Annotated in this window: 22 protein-coding genes and 1 pseudogene; 12 read left to right on the top strand and 11 right to left on the bottom strand. The window is 68.2% G+C overall.

Going from position 1 to position 25,539, the window contains the following annotated elements; translation table 11 throughout:
- Positions 1-16: 16 nt before the first annotated feature.
- The 5 genes from LTT66_RS28600 to LTT66_RS28580 all read left to right on the top strand — a co-directional run bounded on the left by LTT66_RS28600 (position 17) and on the right by LTT66_RS28580 (position 4,381).
- Positions 17-1,240, top strand: coding sequence for a PucR family transcriptional regulator (locus LTT66_RS28600; protein WP_233061696.1), 1,224 nt, complete (start codon positions 17-19; stop codon positions 1,238-1,240).
- A 109-nt stretch (positions 1,241-1,349) separates the two neighbouring features.
- Positions 1,350-2,261, top strand: a complete 912-nt coding sequence (locus tag LTT66_RS28595; RefSeq protein ID WP_233061695.1) for a TIGR04222 domain-containing membrane protein — start codon at positions 1,350-1,352, stop codon at positions 2,259-2,261.
- Positions 2,262-2,274: 13 nt separating this feature from the next.
- Entirely contained in the window at positions 2,275-3,129 is an 855-nt protein-coding gene (locus tag LTT66_RS28590) for a DUF692 domain-containing protein (RefSeq protein WP_233069428.1), read from the top strand.
- Entirely contained in the window at positions 3,126-3,557 is a 432-nt protein-coding gene (locus LTT66_RS28585) for a hypothetical protein (RefSeq protein ID WP_233061694.1), read from the top strand. Before LTT66_RS28590 ends, LTT66_RS28585 begins: the two co-directional genes overlap by 4 nt.
- 323 nt (positions 3,558-3,880) lie before the next feature.
- The gene (locus tag LTT66_RS28580) at positions 3,881-4,381 is read left to right on the top strand and encodes a metallophosphoesterase family protein (RefSeq protein WP_233061693.1); all 501 of its coding nucleotides are present in this window, start codon (positions 3,881-3,883) and stop codon (positions 4,379-4,381) included.
- A gap of 62 nt (positions 4,382-4,443) precedes the next feature.
- On the opposite strand, the gene LTT66_RS28575 is transcribed toward LTT66_RS28580, so the two are convergent.
- From LTT66_RS28575 to LTT66_RS37505, 5 genes and pseudogenes are all read right to left on the bottom strand, one after another.
- The gene (locus LTT66_RS28575; RefSeq protein WP_233061692.1) at positions 4,444-5,247 is read right to left on the bottom strand and encodes a class I SAM-dependent methyltransferase; all 804 of its coding nucleotides are present in this window, start codon (positions 5,245-5,247) and stop codon (positions 4,444-4,446) included.
- 141 nt (positions 5,248-5,388) lie between these two features.
- Positions 5,389-6,519, bottom strand: a complete 1,131-nt coding sequence (locus tag LTT66_RS28570; RefSeq protein ID WP_233061688.1) for a mechanosensitive ion channel family protein — start codon at positions 6,517-6,519, stop codon at positions 5,389-5,391.
- Positions 6,520-6,584: 65 nt separating this feature from the next.
- Complete coding sequence (locus LTT66_RS28565) at positions 6,585-6,731, bottom strand: hypothetical protein (protein ID WP_233061686.1); 147 nt, start codon at positions 6,729-6,731, stop codon at positions 6,585-6,587.
- Between the two features lie 147 nt (positions 6,732-6,878).
- The gene (locus LTT66_RS28560) at positions 6,879-8,333 is read right to left on the bottom strand and encodes a lipase maturation factor family protein (protein ID WP_233061684.1); all 1,455 of its coding nucleotides are present in this window, start codon (positions 8,331-8,333) and stop codon (positions 6,879-6,881) included.
- 144 nt (positions 8,334-8,477) lie between these two features.
- A pseudogene (locus LTT66_RS37505) lies at positions 8,478-8,652 on the bottom strand (carboxyl transferase domain-containing protein); the annotation flags it as partial.
- Positions 8,653-8,777: 125 nt separating this feature from the next.
- Here LTT66_RS37505 and LTT66_RS28555 point away from each other — a divergent pair.
- The gene (locus LTT66_RS28555; RefSeq protein ID WP_195068425.1) at positions 8,778-9,116 is read left to right on the top strand and encodes an MmcQ/YjbR family DNA-binding protein; all 339 of its coding nucleotides are present in this window, start codon (positions 8,778-8,780) and stop codon (positions 9,114-9,116) included.
- Between the two features lie 50 nt (positions 9,117-9,166).
- Here LTT66_RS28555 and LTT66_RS28550 read toward each other — a convergent pair whose 3' ends face one another.
- Together LTT66_RS28550 and LTT66_RS28545 are read right to left on the bottom strand one after the other, a co-directional pair.
- A complete protein-coding gene (locus tag LTT66_RS28550; protein ID WP_195101977.1) occupies positions 9,167-10,450 on the bottom strand; it encodes a hypothetical protein in 1,284 nt (427 codons plus the stop codon).
- A gap of 244 nt (positions 10,451-10,694) precedes the next feature.
- Positions 10,695-11,651, bottom strand: coding sequence for an EamA family transporter (locus LTT66_RS28545; protein ID WP_233061682.1), 957 nt, complete (start codon positions 11,649-11,651; stop codon positions 10,695-10,697).
- 628 nt (positions 11,652-12,279) lie between these two features.
- Between LTT66_RS28545 and LTT66_RS28540 the strand changes: the two genes are divergently transcribed.
- Both LTT66_RS28540 and LTT66_RS28535 read left to right on the top strand, forming a co-directional pair.
- Entirely contained in the window at positions 12,280-13,038 is a 759-nt protein-coding gene (locus tag LTT66_RS28540; protein ID WP_233061681.1) for a PP2C family protein-serine/threonine phosphatase, read from the top strand.
- A 106-nt stretch (positions 13,039-13,144) separates the two neighbouring features.
- Complete coding sequence (locus LTT66_RS28535) at positions 13,145-13,627, top strand: adenosine-specific kinase (RefSeq protein ID WP_233061679.1); 483 nt, start codon at positions 13,145-13,147, stop codon at positions 13,625-13,627.
- Between the two features lie 18 nt (positions 13,628-13,645).
- Here the strand turns inward: LTT66_RS28535 and LTT66_RS28530 are convergent, their stop codons facing one another.
- Together LTT66_RS28530 and LTT66_RS28525 are read right to left on the bottom strand one after the other, a co-directional pair.
- Positions 13,646-14,521, bottom strand: a complete 876-nt coding sequence (locus LTT66_RS28530; RefSeq protein ID WP_233061677.1) for an LLM class F420-dependent oxidoreductase — start codon at positions 14,519-14,521, stop codon at positions 13,646-13,648.
- A 146-nt stretch (positions 14,522-14,667) separates the two neighbouring features.
- Positions 14,668-15,030 carry an ArsR/SmtB family transcription factor gene (locus LTT66_RS28525; RefSeq protein ID WP_233061675.1) on the bottom strand — a complete coding sequence of 121 codons (363 nt, stop codon included), beginning with the start codon at positions 15,028-15,030 and terminating at the stop codon, positions 14,668-14,670.
- A gap of 93 nt (positions 15,031-15,123) precedes the next feature.
- Here LTT66_RS28525 and LTT66_RS28520 point away from each other — a divergent pair, with 93 nt between their 5' ends.
- Complete coding sequence (locus tag LTT66_RS28520) at positions 15,124-17,085, top strand: heavy metal translocating P-type ATPase (RefSeq protein ID WP_233061673.1); 1,962 nt, start codon at positions 15,124-15,126, stop codon at positions 17,083-17,085.
- Positions 17,086-17,106: 21 nt separating this feature from the next.
- Here LTT66_RS28520 and gndA read toward each other — a convergent pair whose 3' ends face one another.
- On the bottom strand, positions 17,107-18,552 hold the full coding sequence (gene gndA, locus LTT66_RS28515; RefSeq protein ID WP_233061671.1) for an NADP-dependent phosphogluconate dehydrogenase: 1,446 nt from the start codon (positions 18,550-18,552) through the stop codon (positions 17,107-17,109).
- Between the two features lie 245 nt (positions 18,553-18,797).
- A complete protein-coding gene (locus LTT66_RS28510; RefSeq protein WP_233061669.1) occupies positions 18,798-19,313 on the bottom strand; it encodes a MarR family winged helix-turn-helix transcriptional regulator in 516 nt (171 codons plus the stop codon).
- A 209-nt stretch (positions 19,314-19,522) separates the two neighbouring features.
- Between LTT66_RS28510 and LTT66_RS28505 the strand changes: the two genes are divergently transcribed.
- The 3 genes from LTT66_RS28505 (at position 19,523) to LTT66_RS28495 (ending at position 25,533) form a co-directional block, all read left to right on the top strand.
- Positions 19,523-20,749, top strand: coding sequence for a TetR/AcrR family transcriptional regulator (locus tag LTT66_RS28505; RefSeq protein WP_233061667.1), 1,227 nt, complete (start codon positions 19,523-19,525; stop codon positions 20,747-20,749).
- Between the two features lie 216 nt (positions 20,750-20,965).
- Positions 20,966-22,801, top strand: coding sequence for an acyl-CoA dehydrogenase (locus tag LTT66_RS28500; protein ID WP_233061665.1), 1,836 nt, complete (start codon positions 20,966-20,968; stop codon positions 22,799-22,801).
- A gap of 380 nt (positions 22,802-23,181) precedes the next feature.
- The gene (locus LTT66_RS28495; RefSeq protein ID WP_233061663.1) at positions 23,182-25,533 is read left to right on the top strand and encodes an arylsulfatase; all 2,352 of its coding nucleotides are present in this window, start codon (positions 23,182-23,184) and stop codon (positions 25,531-25,533) included.
- Positions 25,534-25,539: the final 6 nt, after the last annotated feature.

The following is a 25,539-nucleotide window of genomic DNA, read 5'->3' as shown; positions in this document are numbered from 1 at the left end:
CCGGTACGGTCCGGGCATGAGCGCTGACGTGGACACGACCATCCGCGATGTCGTCGCACGCGTCAAAGCCGACCTCGACCGGCTGACCGCGGAGATGACCTCGATGTTCATCGAGGTGATCCCGGAGTTCCGCCACGACGACGAAGTGCGGCGCCTGATGATCGCCAGCACCGCGTCCAACCTCACCGCGATCCTCGACATGCTCGCGCTGAGCATCTCCCGCGACGACATCACCGTGCCACCGGCCGCCGCCGAGTACGCCCGGCGGTTCGCCCAGCACGGAATGTCCCTGGAGGCCCTTCTGCGCGCGTATCGCCTCGGCGAGCACATGTTCACGCAGCAGACCATCGCCCTGCTCCGGCACTCCGCGACCCCCGCCGACCTCGCACTGGATACCACCAGCCGCATCGTGCTGCTGGTCAACAGCTACATCGACCAGGTCATCGAAGGCGTCATCGACATCTACGAAAGCGAACGCCGCCGCTGGGACGCGCGCTCGGACAACACCCGCGCGGCGCAGATCCGCGCGGTGCTCGACACCGACAACCTCGATCTCGCCGCCGCGGAGCAGATGCTCGCCGCGTCCCTGCGGGGGTGGCACATGGCCGCGATCATCTGGGTGGGCAAACCCGCATCGGCGACGACCGATCTGCTGCACGCCTGCGCCGCGATGCTTTCCGCCGCGACCGGAAAGACCCCGCTGATGGTATTGGTCGACGAACAGAACTGCTGGGCCTGGATATCCTCGGTCGGCAAGCCGTCGCTCGATGCCGACCGGCTCGAGCGTGACATGCACCGCAGGCCCGGAATCCGCGTCGCGGTCGGCGATCCCGGAACCGGACTGGCCGGCTTCCGGCAGACGTTTCGCGACGCCCAGCGCGCCCGCAACCTGGCCTCGGTCGCCGATCCCACCCGCTCGCTGACGCTGCATTCCCGAGTCGCGCTGGCCAGCTTGCTGGTCGACCATCTTCCCGATACGAGGGCATGGGTGCACCGGGTACTCGGCGACCTCATGCGCGACGACGAGACGACCGCGCGTCTGCGCGAGACGGTCCAGACCTATCTGGACGCCCGCGGCAGCCTCACCGATGCCGCGGCGCGCATGCACGTCCACAAGAACACCGTCCACTACCGGATACGCAGGGCCGAAGAAGTGCTCGGCCACCCGCTGACGGTCAACCGGCTGGAGACAGAGGTCGCCCTGATGATTTCCGCGCAACTGGGCCTCGGTCGTGAGTGAGCGTCGGCCCAACTCTCGGCGACATGTCCGCGCAGCGGCGATTCGTCATGGCGCGCGGACCGATGGGGCCTGATACTGAGGGCAGGTCGGACCGATTCCGAGGTGGAAGATGAGCGTGATCAACGGGGTGGGCTCGGACGGGCTTGTCGCGGCAGGCAATACCTGGGGGATCTCCGGGACGGAATTCCTGGCCGTCTACCTACCGCTGGTGCTGGTAGCAGTCGTCGCCGGGTTCTGGCTGCGGTCGCGGGTCACGCGCGCGGACCCGGAATCCGACGCGGTCGCCGCACCCGGAGCGGAGCTGACGTTACCCGAAGTGGGCATGCTGTTCGGCGACCAGAACGCCGCGCTGGCCGCGCTGGCACGGCTGCGCGGTATCGAGGCGATCGATTCGGCGGCCGCGCCGGTTCGCGCGCTCACCGCGCAGGAGCGTGCGCGGCTGGACCCGTTCACCGTGTCGGTGTACGACCGGCTCACGGCGGGTCAGCGCAAAACGGTCCGCGCGATCGTCGACGGATCGCCCGGCGCCGTCGACGCCCTGCGTACCCGGATGGTCGACCTGGGATACCTCCCGGGGCCCGCGGTGCGCCACGGCCTGCGCGATGCGGGAATGCCGATCCTGGTCACGGGCGCGCTCGGCGTCGTCCGCGTCATCGCGGGCGCCTCGCACGGCAACCCGGTGGGTCTGTTGGTCGTGCTGGTGATCGCACAGGCGATCTGCTACGGGCTGGTGGTGCGAAAGCCCCGCCTCACCCCGCTCGGCGTCCGTGCCCGCGAGGCCGCGACGGCGCGCAACGGGCATCTGCGGCCGGGTAATTCACCGTCCTATGCGACCTATGGCGCCGAGAGCGCGGCGCTCGCGGCGGCCGTCTTCGGCATCGGCGCGCTCATCGCGCTGGATCCCGGACTCGCCCAGGCGGTCGTTCCGCCGAGCTCCTCGGGCGGCGGTGGTGGTGACAGCGGTGGCGACGGCGGCGGATGTGGCGGGGGCGGCGGCGGTTGCGGCGGTTGCGGTGGTTGAGCCGCCCGGGCCGCTGCCGCCGAATGCGCTCGGCATCGGGTGGCGGCCCGAAATCTGCGGAGTGATCGCGGAATTGGACGGACTCGGGTTCTGCGAGGTCATCGCCGAGGCGTTGCCCAGAAATACCCGCCGCGCGGGGCGGGTCACCGTCCCCGAGGAACTGGCGGCGTTGCGTGCGCGGGGCGTCGCCGTGGTGCCGCACGGCATATCACTGTCCCTCGGCGGCGCGGAGCCGGTCGCGGATCATCGCGTCGAGCACTTGGCGGCCTGTGCCTCGGCCGTCGCCGCGCCACTGGTGAGTGAACATGTCGCTTTCGTGCGAGCGGGCGGCTTGGAAGCCGGCCACCTGCTGCCGGTACCGCGCACCGGGGAAGCGCTGGACGTACTCGCCGCCAATATCACCCGAACCCAGGCGGCTCTGGACGTTCCGCTGGCGGTGGAGAACATCGCCGCGCTGTTCGACTGGCCCGACGACGAGTACACCGAAGCGGAATTCTTGTCCGAACTCGTCGAACGAACCGGTGTTCTGCTCCTGCTCGACCTCGCCAACGTCTACGCGAACGCCCGCAACCGCGGGCGCGACCCGCACGCCGAACTCATGCGCCTGCCCGCCGAACACGTGGCATACTGCCACGTCGCGGGCGGTCACGAATCCGGCGGCCGCTACCACGACACCCACACCGACCCGCTCCCCGCCGAAGTTCTCGCGCTGGTCACGGAATTCGCCGCGACGCACCCGGCGCCGTTGATGCTGGAGCGTGACGGCAACTATCCGCCCGCCGCCGAGCTGCTCGACGAACTGGACGCCATCGCCGCGGCCGCCGCGCGGCCGCCGATCACCACCCGCGCCAGGACGGTGCCTGCGTGAATACGGTGCCGAGACCGGGCGCGGCGCCGCTGGCTGAGCGGCAAGCGGCGCTGGTGCGGGCGCTGGTCGCCGGGGCCGCGGTACCTGCGGGTTTCGACGCCGATGCCGTCGGCGCGGCCGCGAACGCGTTGTTGTTCAAGCGGGCGGGCGAGGTCGCGCGGCGCTTTCCCCTGCTGGTACACGCCTGCGACGGCGACTTCACCGCGGCATTCACCACTTGGGCGCGGGAGAATCCGAAGACGACGACCTCCGCCGACGCGGCCGCCTTCGCCGCGGCCACGGGTATCGACTGGAGCGCCGCACCTCGCCGAGGCGGGTGGCGCCGGCGCCTCGCCACAGCGTTGAACTCGGCTTTTACTACGAGCGGCGGGCTTCGACCCGCACTGCGGAGTCGCCGGCCTCACGACGCTCCTCGAGCCACACGCTGACCGCCACCGTCGCGTACGCCGCGACAGTCGCCATCCCCGGCAGCATGAGCATCAACATGAGAAACGAAAGCATCGAAGACACAAGCCCTCCCGGACTACGCGATGGAAACTGTCGTACCGGAGCGCCGCGTCGCGCCACCGTCACGCCGGGGCATACCCACGTCCGGGCGTCCAATCTCCACCGAGCCGCACGGTAGGTGTGATTGATATCACTCCAGGAATGCGCCGCGCCGTCTGCTCGGCAGCCGGGATAATGCCGCCCGCCCGAACCACCGCTGCGGAGTGAGCCGAGGCGCGCTCGCCGGCGTGGTACACCGGTCACCATGCGGTTGCTGATCATCGCCGATACGCATGTGCCGAAGCGGGCGCGGGATCTGCCGGAGACGCTCTGGCGCGCGGTCGACGCGGCCGACGTGGTGGTGCACGCGGGCGACTGGGTGGAGCTCGCCCTACTGGACCGATTGGAAGCGCGCAGCCGACGCCTCATCGGCGTCTACGGCAACAACGACGGTCCCGCACTCCGCGCCCGGCTACCCGAGATCGCCCACGCCGAACTCGATGGGCTGAGGCTGGCGGTCGTGCACGAGACCGGGCCTGCGAAGGGCCGGGAGGAACGCTGCGCCCGGAAGTTCCCGGACACCGACGTGCTCGTCTTCGGACACAGTCACATCCCTTGGGACAGTGTCACCGACACCGGATTGCGCCTGCTCAATCCCGGCTCGCCGACAGATCGGCGCAGGCAACCGGAGCACACGTATCTGACCGCGCAGATACGGGCGGGTCAGCTGAGCCGGGTGAGTTTGCATACGCTCCCGAGGCCCTGACCCATCGATGCGCGATGCCCTGCCCGGCTTGCCGGTATCGGTGCAGACCCGCTGAACAGGACCTAGCTTTTGGTAGCGGTCAGCACTTCCAACGCGACCGGTTCGAGGAAGCAGCCGGTGGGGTCGATCGCGAGCATGGCGTCGGTGACCGCTTGTTCGAAAGCGCTCCGCCGGTCGCCGAGCAACCGATGCAGGGGCAGCGAGGTGGAGTAGAGATAACCGATCGCCTGCTCGATCGTCCAGGAACGGGTGAATTCGTGGACGGTCCGCCGCACCCGGCGGAAAGGCGAGCGAGCCAGGATCTCCTCGTGCGACTCCCGGCCCTCGGCCGCGGTCGCCCGACCGGAGCGCTGCTGCGGCGACAGGAAACGGCGCTGGACGTCTTCGATGGCTCGCTGCCATTCCGTCGCGGGCCCGACCAGACAACTGTCGTTGGCGATCACGAGTGCGCCCTCGTCCTCGGCCGAGTCGGCGAGGGACGCCAGAACTCGTTCGCGATCCATCCAGTGGAACGAGCGGCCCATGGTCACCAGCCGGAAACGCCCGAGCCCGGCCGGTAGGTCCTCCGAGCTGCCCTGCACCCACCGCACCGTCGTGACACCCGCGGCCCGAGCTCGACCGGCCGCTTCGACGAGCATGGTGGGCTCGGGATCCACGCCCACCGCTTCGGCCACGTGCGATGCGAGCGGAACGGTCAGTTGACCTGTGCCGCATCCCAGGTCGAGCAGACGACCGGTGCCATCGAGCTGGAAGCGCCGCACCATGTCGTCGAAGAACGACTGCGGATAGCCCGGACGATAGCGCGCGTAGTGCCAAGCGGTTCCGGCGAACAAGCTCGCACCGACGCCGCCGAACGAATCTGCCACGATCTCCCCCTTCCCCCTCCCGGCTTTTGCCCAGCCGGGACATCCGATAGTAGCGCCGCACCGTGACGCGATCCTGCTTCCGGCGAGCGCCCGCTGCCGGTCACGCCGAGAGCAGGGCCGGGTTATAGACCGGTGCCGGGGTCAGTCGCGGTAACCGTCGCCATCGTCGCCGGAACGGCCGCCGGTCAGCGCCAAGTGGCGGTCGCCGGTGGCGGGCTCGGTGATCGCGGTGGCGATCTTCGGCAGGGCGTGCGGATGGTTGCGGCCGAGCCAGTCGAGCAGTTCCTCGCGGACCGCGCAGCGCAGGTTCCAGACGTCGTCGGCATCGGCCGCCGACATCGTCGCGCGCACCACGATATTCGTGGGCGTGCTGTCGGTGACCACCAGACCCCAGTCGCGGCCGTCCCAGTCCGCTCGCTCACGCAGGTACTCCCCCAGGTGTTCGCGCAGCAGCGGCACCGGAGTGCTGTGATCGAGGTACAAGAAGACCGTGCCGGTGATCTCCGGGCCACCACGTGACCAGTTCTCGTACGGCTTGTTGTTGAAGTAGGAGACCGGCATGGTCAGTCTCCGGTCGTCCCAGATCCGCACGGTCAGGAACGCGAGGGTGATCTCCTCGACGATGCCCCACTCCCCCTCCACGACAACGGTGTCCCCGATCTTGACCGAGTCACCGAAGGCGATCTGCAAACCGGCGATCAGATTGCTCAGCGTCGACTGCGCGGCGACGCCCGCGATGATTCCGATCACCCCGGCCGAGGCCAGCAACGAGGTGCCCAGAGTCCGCAGACTGGGAAACAGCAGCAGGATCGCCACGGCGGCGGTCGTGACCACCAGGACCGATGTGACGATGCGGCGCACCAGACCGAGCTGGGTGCGCAACTGCCGCACCCGCGTGATCTCCTGCGTACGCCGGGCATAGGAGCGCAGCATGTTCTCCGCGAAGGCGTCGGCGGCGCGGATGACCAGCCAGGCCGCCGCCATGATCGCGGCGGTGGCCAGGACGGTTCGGATCATCGCGTCCTGGTGTAGGTCGAGTTGTGCCAGTGGATAAGTGGCGTGCAACGCCAGTGAGCCGAGCAATACCTGCACGGGCAATTGCACCCGGCGCAACAGCATGGGGAGTTGGGTACCAGGACGTCTGCGCGCGCTGTACCGCAAGAGTCGATCGATCAGCAGACCGGCGAGAACGGTGATCGCGACCGTACCGAACACGACGATGAGCGGCCGTAGTACTTCCTCCAAGAGATCGAACTCCTTCTCTTCGTCCACCCGGACCAGCTGCGCTGCCGCACGTTTCGCCGTTACGGCAGCGCAACACGTTGCGAGGCGGTGTCTTACAGCACTACCAGTGCAATGCTCAGCACGATCAGCATCAAGATCCATGCCGCGACGGTCGTTTCGACGGGCCCCTCGGTACCGGGATCTCCGCTGTCACTGCGCCGATCGGCGCGAAACTGCGAGCGCGAGGCCGAAATGGACATACATCCTCCTTCGGTCGGTTGCGTCACTCGGTCGCATACCCGCTTTCGCCGCCGATCGTCGCCACGCCACTGTGGTGAATGCCACCGGCCCTGCCCGCGCGCTCCCACCTGGGGCGGCCTTCGCTCGGTAGGCCCACAGCGCGAGCGTCATTGCGGTCGGGCATGGCTGCGATACCGCAGTTCGTCGAGGGAAACCGGCGGGAAATAGGGGCTCACCAGCGTGCGGTGCCACCACGCTCCGGTACGGGCCAACTCGCGGGGTGTGGTGAAGCGGTACAGGTACAGTTGCGCGCGGACGAAGCGCGGTGCGGCTTCGGCGAAGGGGTTGTGCCGCAGCAGGCGCAGTGTGGCTGAATCGTTTTCCAGCAGGCGGGCAAGGAACGGACCGAGCCACGGCTGCGCGTAACGCGGTGAGGCAGCGGCGAACCACATCAGCCAGTCCAGCCGCAGATGGTACGGCGCCCATTGCCGTGGGAGGCGGTGTGGGTCGCCGGGTTTGCCCTTGAACTCGTATTCCCGCCACTGCGTCCGGTCGGTGACGGTGGCCTCGTCGGTGCCTTCGACGACCACCTCGAAACGGGTACGGCCGATGCTGCCGAACGCTCCGTAGGTGTTCACCAAGTGGTAGGGATCGAACGACCGGTTCATGGCCTGGTCGCGGGAGATCAGGTTGCGCGCGGGCCGGTAGCTGCGGACCACCACCAGCATGGTGAACCCGATGACCAGGCCGACGAACCACGGCGGCGGTCCCGACAGAGGCGGCGCGTCGGGCACCGGTAGCAACGCTCCCGCGGGCACGCTGATCGCGCCGCAGGCGAGCACGATCGTCAGCCAGTTCAGCCAGGCGAAATTGCCCGACAGCACCAGCCACAGCTGGGTGATGATGACGACGGCCGCCGCGATGCTCGCCACCGGCTGCGGGGCGAACAACCCGAAGGGCACGACGAGCTGGGCGAAGTGGTTGCCCGCCACCTCGGCCCGGTGCAGCGGCTTGGGCAGGTGGTGGAAGAACCAGCTCAGCGGCCCGGGCATGGGCTGCGTCTCGTGGTGGTAGTAGAGGCAGGTCAGATCGCGCCAGCACGGGTCACCACGCATTTTGATCAGTCCGGCGCCGAACTCCACGCGGAACAGCAGCCAGCGCGCTAGCCACAGCACCAGAACCGGTGGCGCGGTCCGGTCGTTGCCGAGGAAGATCACGAGGAACCCGCATTCCAGCAGCAGCGACTCCCAGCCGAACGCATACCATTCCTGGCCCACGTTGACGATCGACAGGTAGAGCGCCCACAACGCCGCCCACATCAGCATCGCCGCCCACAGCGGCACCAGGTCGGCCGCCCCGGCCAGCATCGCCGCGGACAGCGCCGCGCCGATCCAGCACACAGCGGCGAAGAAACGGTCGGAGTAGTGGAAATGGAAGATACTCGGCGTCTGCCGGAAGGACCGCCGGGCCAGCCACCGCGGCACCGGCAACATGCCGTGCGCACCGAGCAGCGCCCGGAATTGCCGGGCGGCCACGACGAAGGCGATCAGGTAGACAGCCGCGACGCCGCGGGTCAGCAGCTGCCTGCTCAACCAGTACTCGGACGCCGTGAACCACTCCATGCCCGCAACTCCTCCGCCCGCGGACGTTCCTACCCTCTTGGCGCATACCCAGCCCGTCAGTAGGAAAACCGCAGGTAGAAGTACCGGCAACACCGCTCACCGAAACCGGGTACCGGACTACGACCCGCGACCGCACTGCCCGTGCTACATCGGGTACAGGCTGTGCTTGCGCGTGTTCCGCGGCGGCTTCCTTGTCCCGCAGCAGCCCCAGCGCATGCCGTATCTCCAGCCGCGTGCGGGACGGTGCGATGACGGCATCGATGTATCCGCGTTCCGCCGCGCTCCACGGGGTGGCAACGGTCGCGTTGGACTGGTCGATCGGGCAGCTCACAAGGTACGAATGGTGCCCGTCGGTACCGCGCCCTATGGACAGGTGCCCGGGCGACCTCGCTTCCCCCGCGGCCGCGTACGGAAGTACCGTTGCGGCCTGGAAGGATTCGGTGCATGAGTTTCACCGGGGACGATGTCCGAACGTTCGCGCTGTCGCTGCCGGAGACGTCCGAACAGTTCACGTGGGGCATGCCGACCTTCCGGGTCGGCGGCAAACTGTTCCTCACCCTCCCCGAGGCGGAGACCTCGATGGCGGTCCGATGCCCCATCGCCGAGCGCGACGAACTCGTCCTCGCCGAACCGGACAAGTTCTGGATCGCGGCCCACGAAGCCAACAACGCCTGGGTCCGCGCGCGTCTCACCGCCCTGGACGACCGAGACGAGTTGGAAGCCATCGTGCTCGACTCCTGGCGCCAGGCCGCACCACGGCATCTCCTCGACGACGTGGGCTGAGCTCGCGCTGCGCACCGAGGCGTCCTGGACCTGCTCGGGTGGCTTCTCGCTCAGCGTGCGCGGCGGCGGCGCGGCCGGGGTGCGAGTTTCAATCCGAACAGCAGATCGGTATTCCGGGCCGGGGTCGGTTGCTCGGACATCCGGAGCAGACCCGCATGGCGGATCCAGCTGTGGTGCCAGTGGTACAGATCCGGGAGAACCACCTCGCACGCCGCCGCGAGCCTGCGCAGGCGGAAGCCCGCTCCGCCGATGGCGCCGGCGAACAGTTTGTCGTTGGGTGTGTCGCGCGATTCCTGGTAGGCGCGGGCTTCGTAGAGCAGCGGGCGCGCCACCGGCGGCACCACCCACACGTACAGGTCGGACGCGCGGGTATAGCCGATCGGGCCGTTGAAGATCAAGGCGTCCGCGGTGAGCGCGACACAGGGAATGGCGTTGAGTTCCATCGCGGTAGCGCCGGTGAAGAGCGCGGTGGTGATCGCCGCCGCGTCGACCGGATCGGTGGTCCTGGCGCGGACACGGGCGATGACATCGTGGTCGATCGGGATCGTCGTCAGCCCCGGCCCGACCGAGTACGGCAGATCCGTCGGCAGGTCGAGTCGCAGACCATGCAGCAGGAACGCCGCTTGAGCGCCCCGCAGGCGCGTGATCGTGTGTCCACGGCTGGGACTGTCGGCAACCAGCCCGCCGAGGAATCTGTACAGGCTCAGAATGTCGTTCCACTCGTCCACCACACCGGCGCCACGGCCATGATGGAAGCGATCCGGTGCGGTGAGGCGTGGTTGCAGCACCGCGAGCATGTATTCGGCGAGACCGGCCCCTCGGGGCCCCAGCCAGCTTCCACCGCCGTTCTGGTTCAGGTTGTGCCTGCACGGCTGCCCGGTGTGTTCGGCCAGCCACCGGCATGCCGTCTGGATTCCGTCGGAATAGACGGCGTCGATGCGGTCGAACTCCGCCGACGGCAGACTTCGGTAGGCATCCGCCCGGAAGGTGGTGACGTCGCCATCGGGGATCTGCGGCAGCGACTCGGCGCCGACCGCTTCGGAGAGCGTGATGATGCGCGATGGCCGGTTACTGCTCGCCCCGTAGCCGACGTGCCTTGTCGGGGGCTCGGGGACATCGATTCGCGTGGTGGCGGGCTCGGGGACATCGATCCGCGTGGTGGCCGCGGAGGCGCCGCGACGGTCCGTCAGCCATCGCCACAGGTTTTCCTCCGGCACACCGAGCCGCTGCGAGGTCGCTCGCACATGTTCGGCCGAAAGTTCGTTGTGTTCGTCCAGCTGAGCCAACCTTTCCAGCTCGGACGGACGCAGCGTGGGCACGCTTGCGTCGACCACAGTCACAACCTCCTGAATTCTTGGGATCCGCGCGCGGCACCGCGGTTCGAGACGACAGTTGTTCAGCATTTGATCACGTACCCGTCGGTAGGGCGGTGAATTCAACCGAGTTTCGAATGTTGTCTGCGTCACCGGCAACTCGGGGATCTACCGGAAATCCGGTGCGCCGAATGCGTTCTGCCTAGTCATCACGCTGTCGGTAGTGGCGACGGAAACACGGCAGCGATATGGACACCCGGAAAACTCATATCGCTCTGTCTACGGTGCTGGACACCGCCATTTCCGCGCACCGGAACTCGGTGCCGTTCGAGCCGTCGTCGCGGGCGGCGCGCGCCGATCCGGCGCACGCCACGACCACCAGGCCGATGCCCAGCCACTGCGCCGCGCGCATGTCCTCGCCGAGCAGGAGCAATCCGACCCCCGCGGCCACCACGGGCTCCAAGCTCATCATGACGCCGAACGCCGCGGGAGTGATCCGGCGCAGGGCCGCCATCTCGATGGCGTGCGGGACCAGCGAGGAGAGCACGGCCAACGCCGCGGCACCCACCAAGAAGACCGGATCCGTCAGCGCCACAGCATGGTCCGCGATCACCACCGGCAAGGCGAGCAGCCCGCCGAGACCCATCGCCAGCGCCAATCCGTCGTGTCCGGCGGTATGCCCGCCGACCACAGCGCCGCAGGCGATGTAGGCGCCCCATCCCGCGCCGGCCGCCACCGCGAACAGCACGCCGCTCCATGACACCGGCCCTTCGCTGTCGACCAGCAGCAACACACCTGCTCCGGCGAGAGCCACCCACAGCGCGTCGCGCAGGCGCCGCGACCCGATCAGGGCGATCGCGAGTGGACCGATGAAGTCGATCGTCACCGCCATGCCCAGTGGAATGCGATCCAGTGCCGCATAGAAACACAGGTTCATGCCCGCGATGGACACCCCGAGTCCGGCGATGGGAAGCAGCGCTGTGCGCTCGATACGCAGCGCGGGCCGCCACAACAGCATGGCGAACGCCCCCGCCAGCACGATCCGGGCACAGGCGACCGTCACGGGCGAGGCAAGGGAGAACAGGTGCTTGGCGATCACCGCGCCGAGTTGGATGCTGATCATCGCGCCGACCACCAGGAGCCAGGTGGGCGCGCCTGCGCGTGGCGGGCTCGGCATCGGCGCCGAGCGTGGGGAAGCGTCCTGGTCGGGACCGATGACCACGTAGTGCTCCATTCCTGGACACGCCTGACCCACCGGCGGCGGCGTGCTGAGTTGTGCGCCGGCTGAATCGTTCGCACGAGTTCGCCCTGGCGCTTGGATTCATCTGTGCGAGAGAACTTTTCGATTGCGCCCGCGCCGGGTTCGGGTGGGCGCGCAGAGGTCCCGCGACCGCGCTGGGCCGTAGCGAGCCGACGGCTGCGAGTTTGCGGCCGTCACGGTGTCCGGCACAGTTTTCGGCTCGGTCGAGCCGACCCGGTCGAAGGTGGACGGCATCGGTGAGTCATTCGCTGCGTGCGCCCATGCTTCACAGCCGGAGAACGTAAATGCGCCGAGCAACGTGCAGTGAGCCGATTGATTGCCAGAATCCGGAAACAATGTTGCGAAATGCGCTTCGGCGTGTGGAGTGCGGCACAAGGTACAGCGGTGATCGATTAATGCGCTGCGATATCAGCCTGTGCCGGTGAATTGCCGGTGCGCGGCGGCGGACCGGGATGCCGGCCGTGACCTGATCGAGAGCGGATTCTCAGCGTTCACACGGCTGACTCTGGCGAAGCCCAAATACTGACGCGGTCTCCTTGAAGGGTGCTGGTCGGCAGCACGCAGACCCCAGCCTCGAGGAGACCAGCCCATGCACACCGGCACCACCGCGAGCATGCCGCGGATCGAGACATCGTGGCTGGGCGCGGCCATGGGAGCGTCGGCCACTCGGCGTTCGGCACGGTCCATCAACGCCGACGCGGTCGCGATCGAGACGAACGCGGCGACCGGAGTCACCGCCTACGCCGTCGCCGACGGCATCGGCGATCATCTGCTCGGCGCCCGGGCGGCACGCACGGTGGCCGCCGCGGCGGCACGCGCCGGAGCCCGCGACGGAGCGCGTGCGGGAATTCTCGCGGCGCACGAGGAACTACTGCGGGAGGTGCCGGAACCCTCGGCCGACAGCGTGCTCGTGGTGGCGGTGGCGCCTGCCGCCGGTCGGCCCGACGGCCCCTGTGAAGTTGCCTGGGTCGGCGACTGTCGCGCGTATCGCTGGAACGGGCGGACGCTGCACCAGATCACCACCGACCACACCGTCGCCGAGTTGTACCGAGCGCGCGGGCTCGTTCCCACACCGCGAATGGGGCATCTGGTCACCACCTCGGCGCGCACTGTCCGGCCGGACGAGATCGGGTACGCCGCCACCGGATCGAGCACGGGCAGGCTGCTGCTGAGCACCGACGGCGTACACAAGCCGCTGGGCATCGCCACCGTGAAAGCGATCCTCGCCCAGGGTCACACAGCCCACGCGATCGCGAACAACCTGGTGGACGACGCCCTCCTGGCCGGAGGAAGAGACAACGCCACCGCGCTGGTCGTGGACCTGCCTTTCCGCACCGCCGACGGTTGAGCCCGGATGTCCCCGCGCTGAGTGGAACCCCGGGCCCGCCCACGACGCGAGCGAAATAAATGTCGAAATGCTATGGATCGAGTTCGCCGGGGCGCAGTATGTCGCTGTGGAGCTGACAGCCGTGCGCATCGACAAACCGGACGAACTCAACGTCGTCATCGGACAGTCCCACTTCATCAAAACCGTGGAGGACCTGCACGAGGCGCTGGTAGGGGTGAGCCCCCACCTGCGCTTCGGGCTGGCGTTCTGCGAGGCCTCCGGACCGCGCCTGGTCCGCCGCTCCGGCAACGACGACTCCCTCGTCGAGCTCGCGACCAAGAACGCCCTCGACATCGGGGCGGGACACTCGTTCGTCGTCTTCCTGCGCGAGGGCTACCCGGTCAACGTGCTCAACGCCGTGCGGCAGGTCCCGGAGGTCTGCGGAATCTTCTGCGCCACGGCCAATCCGGTAGACGTCCTGGTCGCCGAGACGGAACTCGGCAGAGGCATCGTCGGAGTGGTCGACGGATTCGTACCGCTCGGTGTCGAGAATGCCGATGACCAGGCGGCCCGCAGGCAGCTACTGCGCCAGATCGGCTACAAACTGTAGAGGTAGGCGCCCGCGGGCTCAACCGAGTTCCGCCAGCCGCGGGACGGCAGGCGCCATGCCATCGATCCACGCGGCCGGCGAACCGCTGGTGGGAATGACGATGACGGCATCGATGCCGAGTTCGGCGTAGGGGGCCATCTGCCGGACGAAATCGTCGCGGTTGTCCGGGCTCGGCCGCGGGTTGTCGGCGATGATCGTCTTGCGGATCTCGTCGTAGTCACGGCCGACGTCGTCGCAGTGCCGTCGCAGCACGTCGAGCTTGTGCTCGACATCCGAGGGCGCGGAGCCGAACAGGTTGCAGGCGTCGGCGTACTGCGCCACCAACCGCAGCGTCTTGCGCTCTCCGCCGCCGCCGATGAGTACCTTCGGTCGATTGATGGGCTGCGGCGAGCACAGTGTCTCGGCCAACTGGTAGTACTTCCCGTCGAACGACCCGTTGTCCCGCGGGTCCCACATCTGGCGGCAGATGCGCAGCGTCTCCTCCAGCCGCTCGAACCGTTCGGCGGTCGGGGGAAACGCCACGCCGAGCCCACGGTGTTCGCGTTCGAACCAGGCGGCGCCGATCCCGAGAACCGCCCGGCCGCCGGAAAGGACGTCGAGTGTGGTGACGATCTTCGCGAGCAGGCCGGGGTGGCGATAGGTCACGCCGGTGACGAGCAGGCTGAGGTCGACGCGCGAAGTGTGCGCGGCCAGGTAGCCGAGGGTGGTGTAGCCCTCCAACATGTTCGCCTCCACGGGCAGGCCGGTCGGCTCGATCTGGAAGTAGTGGTCCATGAACGACAGCCAGGTCGCTCCGGACTCCTCCGCCGCCGCTCCCACCCGCGCCAGCTCACCGGCGATGGCGGTCGTACCACCGTCGATGTCGAAGATCGGAATGTGGAAACCGAGGTCCATGACGTGGTCCCTTCTGCTGGTCAACCCTGTACGACCGCACACTAAGTGCTAGAGCGCACTCCAGGTCAAGCGGCGGAGTCGAGCCCGCACTCGGACCGCCCGCTGATCCACCTCGAAGGGGCGGACCGGCCTCGCCGCGCGGGCGGTCAGCCGACGGTCTCGGGGCGGTCGGACAGTCCGAGACGGAGGTGTTCGCTGTGGTAGATCGCCTCGTCCAGCAATTGGGCGACGTGATTGTCGTAGAGGGTGTAGACGATGCTGCGGCCGGTCCGCGTGCCGGTGACCAGGCCCAGGTTGCGTAGCAGCCGGAGCTGATGGGAGACGGCGGACTGTTCCATGCCGATGGCGTCGGCCAGCGCACTCACCGACAGCGGCCCCTGGCGCAGTTCGGTGAGGATCATCAACCGGCTCGGGGTGGCCAGCGCCTGCAGGGTGGTCGCCACGTGGGCGGCCGAGCCCGGATCCAGACGTGCGACAGGGCGGTCTCTGCCTTCGACGCCGTGTCCCATAAGGGAAAAGCATACTCTAGGAACAAATGAAGACATGTTCATGTTTTCTGATATGGTCGGGCCGTCTGTTCGCTGCTGTCTTGGAGGTGACCTGTGGCCGCGCCGACCCTCGCGCCGACCCGTCCGACTCCGTCATCCGGTCTCGTGCCCGCGCGCCGGACCCGGCTGTTCGCCCTGCCGGAAGTGCGGTGGGCCGCCGCGGCTGTGCTGCTGTTCCTGACCGGTCTGGCGGCGCAACTGGCCGATGGCCCGCAGTGGGTCTGGTGGGGCCTGTACCTGGCCTGTTATGCCGCCGGTGGGTGGGAGCCGGGCTGGTCGGGATTGCGCGCGCTGCGGGACAGGACCCTCGATGTCGACCTGCTCATGGTCGTCGCCGCGATCGGCGCCGCGTCGATCGGCCAGATCACCGACGGCGCGTTGCTGATCGTCATCTTCGCCACCTCCGGCGCCCTGGAAGCACTGGCCACCGCCCGGACCGAGGACTCGGTGCGCGGACTGCTCGACCTCACGCCGGACACCGCGACCCGGATCACCCGCGACGGCGACGAGGAGACGGTGCACGCCACCGCATTACGTGTCGGCGATGTCGCGGTGGTGCGGCCCGGTGAGCGGATTCCCGCGGACGCGACGGTGCTCTCCGGCGGCAGCGAGGTCGATCAGGCCACGATCACCGGCGAACCGCTGCCTCTGGACAAGACCGCGGGTGACGAGGTGTTCGCAGGCACCCTGAACGGCACCGGCGCGCTACGCGTCCGGGTCGATCGCCGCGCCGAGGACTCCGTGGTCGCGCGGATCGCCGCCCTTGTCGAGCAGGCGGCCCGAACCAAGGCGCGCACACAGCTTTTCATCGAGAAGGTGGAGCAGCGCTACTCGATCGGCATGGTCGTGGTCACCCTCGCGGTGTTCGCCATCCCCCTGCTGCTCGGCGACACGCTGCAGCGGGCGCTGTTGCGGGCGATGACGTTCATGATCGTCGCCTCCCCTTGCGCGGTAGTACTGGCCACCATGCCACCGTTGCTGGCGGCCATCGCCAACGCGGGCCGCCACGGCGTACTGGTCAAGTCCGCCGTGGTCATGGAAAAGCTCGGGGCCACCACGCACGTCGCCTTCGACAAGACCGGCACCTTGACCCGCGGCATCCCGGAAATCGCCGAAATCCGTTGCCTGGACGAGCGGTTCACCGACGACGAGGTGCTTCGGCTCGCTGCGGCGGCCGAACGCCCGAGCGAGCATCCTCTGGCAGCGGCGATCGTGCGCGCGGCCCGCGGCCGAGATCTGCTCCTGCCCGAGGTCACCGAGTTCACCGCACATCCGGGCCGCGGTGTGACCGCCCTCGTCGGTGACCGCCTGATCGGGGTCGGCTCCCCCGCCACGGCAGGACCCGGCCTCGCCTCCGGGCAAGCCTCCGTCGACGCCGTACAGGCTCACGGCTACACCGCCGTGATCGTGACCTGCGAGCACCACCCGATCGGCGTGCTCGCCCTCACCGACCAGCTCCGACCGGAAGCGGCCGCGGCCGTGCGCGCCGCGACCGAGCTGACCGGCGCCGAGCCGGCCCTGCTGACCGGCGACAACCGCGCCACCGCCGACCGGCTCGCCGCTCGGGTCGGCATCACCGACGTGCGCGCCGACCTGCTGCCCGACGACAAGGTGACGGCGGTGCGGCAGTGGCAGGCCGACGGGCGCACAGTGACCGTGGTCGGTGACGGCATCAACGACGCCCCGGCCCTCGCCGCGGCCGAGGTCGGCATCGCCATGGGCGGGGCCGGATCGGACCTGACCCTGCAGACCGCGGATGCCGTCGTCGTGCGCGACGATCTGACCACGATCCCGGCGGTGATCGCGTTGTCCCGGCAGGCGCGCCGGGTGATGACCGCCAATCTGGCCATCGCCGCCATTTTCATCGGCGTGCTGGTCGTCTGGGACCTCGCCGGAACCCTGCCCCTCCCACTGGGCGTCGCCGGACACGAGGGATCCACCGTCATCGTCGGACTCAACGGGTTACGCCTGCTCCGCCGCGCGGCATGGGAGCGGGCCGCCGGCACCCGGGACTGACCCGGGCGGCAGCGCGACGGACTAGTCGGCGCGAACCTCGCCGCGGTCGCCGCTCCAGAGCGTGTGGTACTTGCCTTCGGCGTCGACGCGTTCGTAGGTGTGGGCGCCGAAGAAGTCACGTTGGGCCTGGGTGAGCGCGGCGGGAAGGCGGTCTGCGCGCAGGGCGTCGTAGTACGACAGGGAGGACGCGAACGCGGGGACCGGAATTCCGAGCAGGGTCGCGGTGGACACGACGCGGCGCCAGCTGTCGATGGCGGTCTCGATCGCCTCGCGGAAGTAGGGCGCGAGGATCAGGCTCGGCAGCGCCGGGTTCTCGTCGTAGGCTTCCTTGATCCGGTTGAGGAACCTGGCCCGGATGATGCAGCCGCCGCGCCAGATCGTCGCGAGATCGCCGGGGCGCAGCCCCCAGTCGTATTCGGCGCTGCCCGCGGCGATCTGGTCGAAGCCTTGCGCGTAGGCGACCACCTTCGAGGCGTACAGGGCCTGACGGATGTCTTCGGTGAACTGCTCGACACCGGTGGGCTTGTCGGCCAACCGGCCCGACGCGAGTCCCTCCGCGGCCCTGCGCTGAGCGCGGGAACCCGACAGCGCCCGCGCGAACACCGCTTCGGCGATGCCGGTCACCGGCACGCCGAGGTCGAGCGCGGACTTCACCGTCCAGCGTCCGGTGCCCTTCTGTTCGGCCGCGTCGACGATGACGTCCACCAGCGGCTTGCCGGTCTTCGCGTCGACCTGGCTGAGCACCTCGGCGGTGATCTCGACGAGGTAGCTCTCCAGGTCGCCGGAGTTCCATTGGGTGAACACGTCGGCGATCTGCTTGGCGTCGAAACCGAGCGCGTCGCGGAACAGGTGGTAGGCCTCGCCGATCAGCTGCATGTCGGCGTACTCGATGCCGTTGTGCACCATCTTGACGAAATGTCCGGAGCCGTCCGGGCCGATGTGGGTGCAGCAGGGCGTGCCGTCCACCTTCGCCGCGATCGATTCCAGCAGCGGGCCGAGCGAGTCATAGGACTCCTTGGGGCCGCCCGGCATGATCGCGGGGCCGTTGAGCGCACCCTCCTCGCCACCGGAGATGCCCGCGCCGACGAAGTTCAGCCCACGCTCACGCATGGCGGCTTCCCGCCGAATGGTGTCGGTGTAGAGGGCGTTTCCACCGTCGATGATGATGTCGCCCGGTTCCATCGCGGCCGCCAGTTCCTCGATGACCGCGTCGGTCGCGGCGCCGGCCTTGACCATGATCAGCACCCGGCGCGGCTTTTCCAGCGCGGCGACGAACTCCTCGACCGTCTCGGTCCGCACGAAGTCGCCGTCGTCGCCGTGTGCCTCGAGCAGTGCGTCGGTCTTGGCGACGGAGCGGTTGTGCAGCGCGACGGTATAGCCGTTCCTGGCGAAGTTCCGTGCGATGTTGCTACCCATGACCGCCAGACCGGTGACCCCGATCTGTGCACGCGCTGTAGAGGTCGACATCAATCAGCTCTCTTCGTTCGACAGGGCGGCGCGTCCGCGCGAAGCTGTTCGGCGGCTGCATCGTGGAGTCCGTTCCACGACGCTTCAGACCTTACCTACCTCGCCGGTGGGCGCATGGACGGCCTGCGAGCCGCTCCACGTGCTCGCGCACGCCCGCAGCGGCGGAAGCTCAACGGCCGGGCGATGCGGGACGGGATGTCAATTGCTCGCGAATCTCGAGGAACGCGTCGGCCAACTGGTGTGAGTCAGCCCGCACAAGCTGATTCGGCTTCGAGGCCGGGATCTGCGGCGATCGGCGCATCCGGTGTACCGCGCTCACCGTAGGCGATCCGTTCCAGCAGATCCAGCGCCTCGCCGACCTTGTGCAACTCGCCGGACCGCAAGCTCGCGGACAACACCTGCGCCAGAGCATCGTTCGCGGACGCTTGATGGCCGCACACCCAGGCGCGGCCTTCGTCGGTGAGCGTCAGATTCACCCGGCGTCCGTCGTTCGGATCACGCACGCCCACGACCAAGCCCTGATCGCGCAAGCCGTCGACCACGTTGCGCATCGTCTGCGGGCGCAGCATCTCCAGCCGCGCCAGGTCTACCGCGGCCAGGGCGCCGTATCGGTGCAGGCGTCCCAGCACCGCCCACTGCGTCGCGGACAGCCGCCGTTCCTCGGGATCCCTTCGGGCGCGCCGCAGGATCACAGTCGACGCGATGCGCAGGCGGGCGGCCATGCTGGACAGTTCTGTGGCGTCCGCGGTCTCTGCGCTCACGGGCGGCTCCCTCTGCTTACCTGATCGACAACGATCCCCCGGGTAGTGATAGCTGCGGGAAGCCTACTCGACAGTAGGACCCCCGCGTCGCTTATGACGAAATCGTCATACCGGCTCGAGTGTCACTCCGACACCATCCCGGGACGTGCCGGGCAACCGGATGCGGCCCGGCCTCGCCGTGGACGTTCCGATACGCGACACTGACCGCGATGGGCACACAGGCGAGCAGCGGCCGGACACGGCGGAGACCACCTCATCGGCGCGAGATGATCCTGCACGCCGCGGTCGACGCCTTCGCGCACAGCGGCTACTACGGCACGACGATGGCCGATATCGCGGCGGCGGTCGGCATCTCGGCGACGGCGCTGTACCGGCACTTCCGCAACAAGCAGCAACTCCTGGGGCAGTGCCTGCTGGTGGGGCTCGACGACACCTTGCACCGGCTCGACGCCGCGTTTCGCTCCGACGATTCCGGCGGCGCGGTACTGGCCGAACTGGTCCGGGTCGCACTCGAACTGCGCGGCCTGCCGCGACTGTGGCAACTCGAGTTCCGCAACCTGACCACCGCGGACAAGACCGCGGTACTGGTGCGCGCCGCGCGGATCACCCGGTACCTGCGCCACACGATCCACCGGCGCCGACCCGAACTGAGCGCCACGGATGTCGAGTTGCTGAGCTGGTGCGTGCTGTCGATCGCCGTCAGCCCCTCCTATCACCGCGCCGAGTTGCCCGCGCCCGCGGCCGCGCAGGTGCTCGACGCCGCCGTCGCGGCGGTGATCGCCACCGAGATGCCCGAGCACGCGGGCCATGCGCCGAATCGGCCACCGCGCACGGAGACCGGCAACGCCGCACTGGATCGAGCACTGCGGTCGGAGCGGATGCTCGCCGAAGCGGCGCGATTGTTCAGCACCCGCGGCTACGCGGCCGTGAGCATCGAAGATATCGGTGCGGCCGTCGGCGTCACCGGACCCGCCCTGTACCACCACTTTTCGAGCAAAGCCGAGCTGCTGGACCAGATCGTCCGGCGCCAGGACGAGTGGCTGCGACTGCTGCTCGCCCGGGCGATCGCCGAGGGCCGCAGCGCCGAGGAATCCATGCGCTCACTCATGCGCAGCTTCGCTCAGCTCGGCGTGGACGAGCCCGACCTGCTCGCCATCACCGTCAGCGAGACCCGGCACCTGCCAGGCGAGGCGGTGCAGCGCTACCGGAGGGTGCGCCTGGACGGCATCGCTCAGTGGGCCCGCATGCTGCAGGCCGTACGACCGGACTTGTCCGCTCCGGCTGCCCGGGTGCTCAGCCGCGCCGTCACCACCGTGGTCATCGATGCCGTCCGCAATCCGCGCTTCCGGCGCCGCGCGGACCTCGTCGACGTACTCGTGGCGATCGGAGAGCGGATCGAAACGGCCCGGATTCATGGCCGAGTTACCGCCCAGTGATTTATGCCACTTAGTCGCAATTAACTTAGACCGGCCAATTACCCGCTATCAGCGGAGAGAACGTAATCGGACATCCGACCATCTACTTAGTGGTCATTAACATCGGATTGATTTCGAGTTCCCGGTGCCGCACAGTGTGCCGTGGGTGATCACCTGTGGGTGCGCCCGCCGAATCCCGCGCCGGTACACCGGCCGTTCCTCGAAAGGCTTTGGCTCGTGAGCCATTACAAGAGCAACGTGCGTGACCTCGAGTTCAACCTGTTCGAGGTGTACGGACTCGACGACATCCTCCGCACCGGAGCATTCGGTGACCTGGACGGCGACACCGTGCGATCGATGCTCGCGGAGGCTGCGCGCTTGGCGGAAGGACCGGTCGCCGAACCGTTCGCCGAAACCGACCGCAATCCCCCGGTTTTCGATGCGGCCACCCACTCGGTCAGCCTGCCGGACTCGTTCAAGAAGGCCGTGCGCGCCTGGTACGACGCCGAATGGTGGCGGGTCGGCAAGGCCGAGGCGATCGGCGGTGTGCCCGCCCCCTTGATGGTCGGCTGGGCCATCAGCGAATTCGTCCTGGGGGCGCAGCCCGCGGCCTACATGTACCTGACCGGCCCGATCATGGCCGACATCATGTACGGCATCGGCACCGAGCAACAGCAGCGCTGGGCCCAGTTCATGGCCGAACACGGCTGGGGCGCCACCATGGTGCTGACCGAGCCCGACGCCGGTTCCGACGTCGGCGCGGGCCGCACCAAAGCGGTCGAGCAGGAAGACGGCTCCTGGCACATCGAGGGCGTCAAGCGGTTCATCACCTCCGCCGACTCCGACGACCTGTTCCCGAACATCATGCACCTGGTGCTGGCCCGCCCCGAGGGCGCCGGACCGGGCACCAAGGGCCTGTCGCTGTTCTTCGTGCCGAAGTTCCACTTCGACCACCAGACCGGCGAGCTGGGCGAGCGCAACGGCGTCTTCGTCACCAACGTCGAGCACAAGATGGGCCTGAAAGCGTCCGCCACCTGCGAGGTGACCTTCGGCGGCCACGGCATTCCGGCCAAGGGCTGGCTGGTCGGCGAGGTGCACAACGGCATCGCGCAGATGTTCGAGGTCATCGAAGAAGCCCGCATGATGGTGGGCACCAAAGCCATCGCGACCCTGTCCACCGGTTACCTCAATGCCCTCGAATACGCGAAGACCCGCGTGCAGGGCAGCGACCTGACCCGGATGGCGGACAAGACCGCGCCGAAGGTGACCATCACCCGCCATGCGGACGTGCGCCGGTCGCTGATGATGCAGAAGGCGTACGCCGAGGGCCTGCGCGCGATCTACCTCTACACCGCAGGTCATCAGGACGACGTTGTGGCGCACCATATCTCGGGTGCGGATGCCGACTTGGCCGCGCGGGTCAACGATCTGCTGCTGCCGATCGTCAAGGGTGTCGGCTCCGAGCGGGCCTACCAGTACCTGACCGAGTCGCTGCAGACCCTGGGTGGTTCCGGCTTCCTGCAGGACTACCCGATCGAGCAGTACATCCGCGACGCGAAGATCGACTCGCTATACGAAGGCACCACCGCCATCCAGGCGCAGGACTTCTTCTTCCGCAAGATCGCCCGCGACCGCGGCGTCGCGCTCGCCCACCTCGCGGGCAAGATCCGGGACACGGCGCAGTCCCCCGCGGGCGACGGCCGGCTCAAGGCCGAGAAGGTGCTGCTCGCCACCGCGCTGGAAGACGTGCAGGACATGGCCAGCCGATTCACCCAGCATCTGCTGGACGCGCAGGAGCACCCCACCGAGCTGTACAAGATCGGCCTGAACTCCGTCCGATTCCTGCTCGCCGTCGGCGATCTCCTCGTCGCCTGGCGGTTGATCGTCGCCGCCGAGATCGCCCTCGCGGCGGTGGATGCCGGCGTGGGCGAGCAGGACCGCGCATTCTATCAGGGCAAAATCGCCGTCGCGTCGTTCTTCGCCAAGACCGTCCTGCCTCACCTGAGCGCGGAGTGGTCGGTCATCTCCGACGTCGACATCACGGTCATGGAGCTCGACGAAGCCGCCTTCTGAATCGCCGTCGGTCACCGCGAAACCGCGGCCGGTTCTACCCCCGGCCGCGGTTTCCGGCTTTCCGGCACCTACGGGCCTTCGCAGCAGGCCGCACTTCGTCCCTGACAGCCGCGACGGTCTCGTCTAGCATTTGACTGTGCCGTCGCGTCAGCGGACGGACTGAGAACCGATATCGGATGCTCGGGTGAGGATCGCGCTCTCCGAGGTCGGCGTTCGGCCCGGCCGGCTCCCCTGCCGAGCCATCGATGAGGGCCGACAAAGTTGCACGGCGAGAATTTCAGCACTTGCCGCAGCGGAACCGCTCGTCGTCATCGCATGCACTTTCTTCGGACGACCGGGCTGGCGGTGTCCAGCCCCATCCGCAGGACGGAGGCTCATCGATGCCAATCGAGGAATACAAACGCGCGACAGCTTTCCCCGGAATCATCGGACGGACGACCGATGAGTCGAGTCCCGCCTGGCCGCAACCGGTGCGGGCGAATTCAGGTGCGCCGAATGTGCTGTTCATCGTGCTCGACGACACGGGGTTCGGACAGCTCGGCTGCTACGGCAGTCCCATTTCCACACCCCATATCGACGCTTTGGCCGCGGGCGGGTTGCTGTACAACAACATGCATACGACCGCCTTGTGCTCGCCGTCGCGCTCCTGTCTCATCACCGGACGCAACCATCACGCCAACGCCATGGCGGGCATCACGGAAATCGCCACCGGGTTTCCGGGCTACAACGGCAACATTCCCTTCGAGAACGGATTCCTCTCGGAGATGCTGCTCCAGCACGGGTACAACACGTACATGGTCGGCAAATGGCACTTGGTGCCATCGGAGCAGGAATCCGCCGCGGGCCCCTACGATCGTTGGCCGCTCGGTCGCGGTTTCGAGCGCTTCTACGGCTTTCTCGGCGGCGACACCAGCCAGTGGTACCCGGACCTGGTCTACGACAACCACCAGGTCGAGCCGCCCCGCACGCCGGAAGACGGCTACCACCTGACCGCGGACCTGGTGGACAAGGCGATCTCTTTCATCGCGGGCGCGAAGCAGGTCGCTCCGGACAAGCCGTTCTTCTTGAACTTCTGCACGGGGGCGACGCACGCCCCGCATCATGTGCCGAGGGAGTGGGCCGATCGTTACCGCGGCCGGTTCGACGGCGGCTGGGACGCCTACCGCGAGTCCACCTTCGACCGCCAGCGAGCACTCGGGGTGGTGCCCGCGGACGCGCGGCTGTCCCGCCGCGATCCGGACGTGCCGGAGTGGGCCGCGCTCGCACCCGACGCCCGCCGCCTCGCGGCACGAATGATGGAGGTCTACGCCGGGTTCCTCGCCCATACCGACCATCACATCGGGCGGCTGGTGGACTTCCTGCGCGAGACAGGCGAACTCGACAACACCCTGATCATGCTGGTCTCCGACAACGGGGCCAGCCCGGAAGGCGGGGTCACCGGTACCACGAACGAGCTGCAGTTCTTCAACAACGCGGCGGAACCGATCGAGGACAGTCTGCGAGCCATCGACGAGCTCGGCGGACCGACCACGTTCAACCACTATCCGTGGGGCTGGACCTGGGCGGGCAACACGCCCTTCCGGCGCTGGAAGCGCGAGACCTACCGTGGTGGCGTCAGCGATCCCTTCCTGGTCCACTGGCCTCGGGGCATCACCGCCCGGGGCGAGGTGCGCACCCAGTACGCGCACCTGATCGACGTCGTCCCCACTGTTCTCGACGCGCTCGGCATCGAACCGCCGGAAACCATCCGGGGCGTGGCCCAGTCACCGCTGCACGGTGTCGGCTTCGCCCACACGTTCGATGATTCGGCCGCGTCGACCAGGCATCACACGCAGTACTTCGAGATGCTCGGCCACCGCGCGATCGACCACGACGGCTGGCGGGCCGTGTGCCCGTGGCCGGGCCCCTCTTTCGCCGAGGCGGACCGACCGTTCGGCACGCCCATCACGGCCGAGGACCTCGGCGTTCTGGACGCCCACCACTGGGAGCTCTATCACGTCGCGGAGGATTTCGCCGAAACCCGTGACCTCGCCGCCGAGCAACGGGACAAACTCACGGAGATGATCGCGCGGTGGTACGTGGAGGCAGGCCGCTACGACGTGCTGCCCGTCGACGGCAGCGGATTGCAACGCCTGCTCGTGGAGCGCCCGCAGATCACGCGGGCGCAGACCAGGTACACCCTCCGCCCCGACACCGAGACGCTGCCCGCGGCGGTCTCACCGCGGGTATTGAACCGACCGCACAGTGTCACCGCCGATGTGGAGGTCCCGACCGGCGGCGCCGAGGGCGTCCTGCTGTGCCAGGGCACCAATGCCGGGGGCTGGACCTTCTACATCGAAGACGGACGTTTGCACTACGCCCACAACTACGTCCGGCGCGCCGTACACCGAGTCTCCTCGACCCAGAACATTCCCGAAGGCCGCCACGAAGTGCGCTTCGAGTTCGAACCCACCGGCACACCCGACTTCGCCAACGGCAGGGGCACGCCGGGCACCGCCCGGCTCTACATCGACCGCGCCCCGGTCGGCGAAGCCGATTTCCCGTTCATCACGCCGGTCGCGTTCAACCCCGGCGGAATGACCTGCGGCGCCAACCCGGGCTCCGCGGTGGTATCCGACTACGAACCTCCCTTCCGGTTCACCGGCACCCTGCACACGGTGGTCGTCGACCTCTCCGGAGAGCTGATCACCGACGTCCAGAGCGAAATGCGCATGCACATGGCTCGGCAGTAGCGCGAG

Origin of the sequence: Nocardia gipuzkoensis, assembly GCF_021183645.1 — a bacterium.
In the GTDB taxonomy this organism is placed as follows: domain Bacteria; phylum Actinomycetota; class Actinomycetes; order Mycobacteriales; family Mycobacteriaceae; genus Nocardia; species Nocardia abscessus.
Note: the sequence above shows the minus strand (reverse complement) of the source record. Positions and strands in the feature narration are given on the sequence as shown.

Excerpts from the sequence above, each read along its gene's own strand:
- LTT66_RS28600 (WP_233061696.1), top strand. The coding sequence starts at position 17 with ATGAGCGCTGACGTGGACACGACCATCCGCGATGTCGTCGCACGCGTC.
- LTT66_RS28595 (WP_233061695.1), top strand. The coding sequence starts at position 1,350 with ATGAGCGTGATCAACGGGGTGGGCTCGGACGGGCTTGTCGCGGCAGGC.
- LTT66_RS28580 (WP_233061693.1), top strand. The coding sequence starts at position 3,881 with ATGCGGTTGCTGATCATCGCCGATACGCATGTGCCGAAGCGGGCGCGG.
- LTT66_RS28565 (WP_233061686.1), bottom strand. The coding sequence starts at position 6,731 with ATGTCCATTTCGGCCTCGCGCTCGCAGTTTCGCGCCGATCGGCGCAGT.
- LTT66_RS28560 (WP_233061684.1), bottom strand. The coding sequence starts at position 8,333 with ATGGAGTGGTTCACGGCGTCCGAGTACTGGTTGAGCAGGCAGCTGCTG.
- LTT66_RS28555 (WP_195068425.1), top strand. The coding sequence starts at position 8,778 with ATGAGTTTCACCGGGGACGATGTCCGAACGTTCGCGCTGTCGCTGCCG.
- LTT66_RS28540 (WP_233061681.1), top strand. The coding sequence starts at position 12,280 with ATGCACACCGGCACCACCGCGAGCATGCCGCGGATCGAGACATCGTGG.
- LTT66_RS28530 (WP_233061677.1), bottom strand. The coding sequence starts at position 14,521 with ATGGACCTCGGTTTCCACATTCCGATCTTCGACATCGACGGTGGTACG.
- LTT66_RS28525 (WP_233061675.1), bottom strand. The coding sequence starts at position 15,030 with ATGGGACACGGCGTCGAAGGCAGAGACCGCCCTGTCGCACGTCTGGAT.
- gndA (WP_233061671.1), bottom strand. The coding sequence starts at position 18,552 with ATGTCGACCTCTACAGCGCGTGCACAGATCGGGGTCACCGGTCTGGCG.
- LTT66_RS28505 (WP_233061667.1), top strand. The coding sequence starts at position 19,523 with ATGGGCACACAGGCGAGCAGCGGCCGGACACGGCGGAGACCACCTCAT.
- LTT66_RS28495 (WP_233061663.1), top strand. The coding sequence starts at position 23,182 with ATGCCAATCGAGGAATACAAACGCGCGACAGCTTTCCCCGGAATCATC.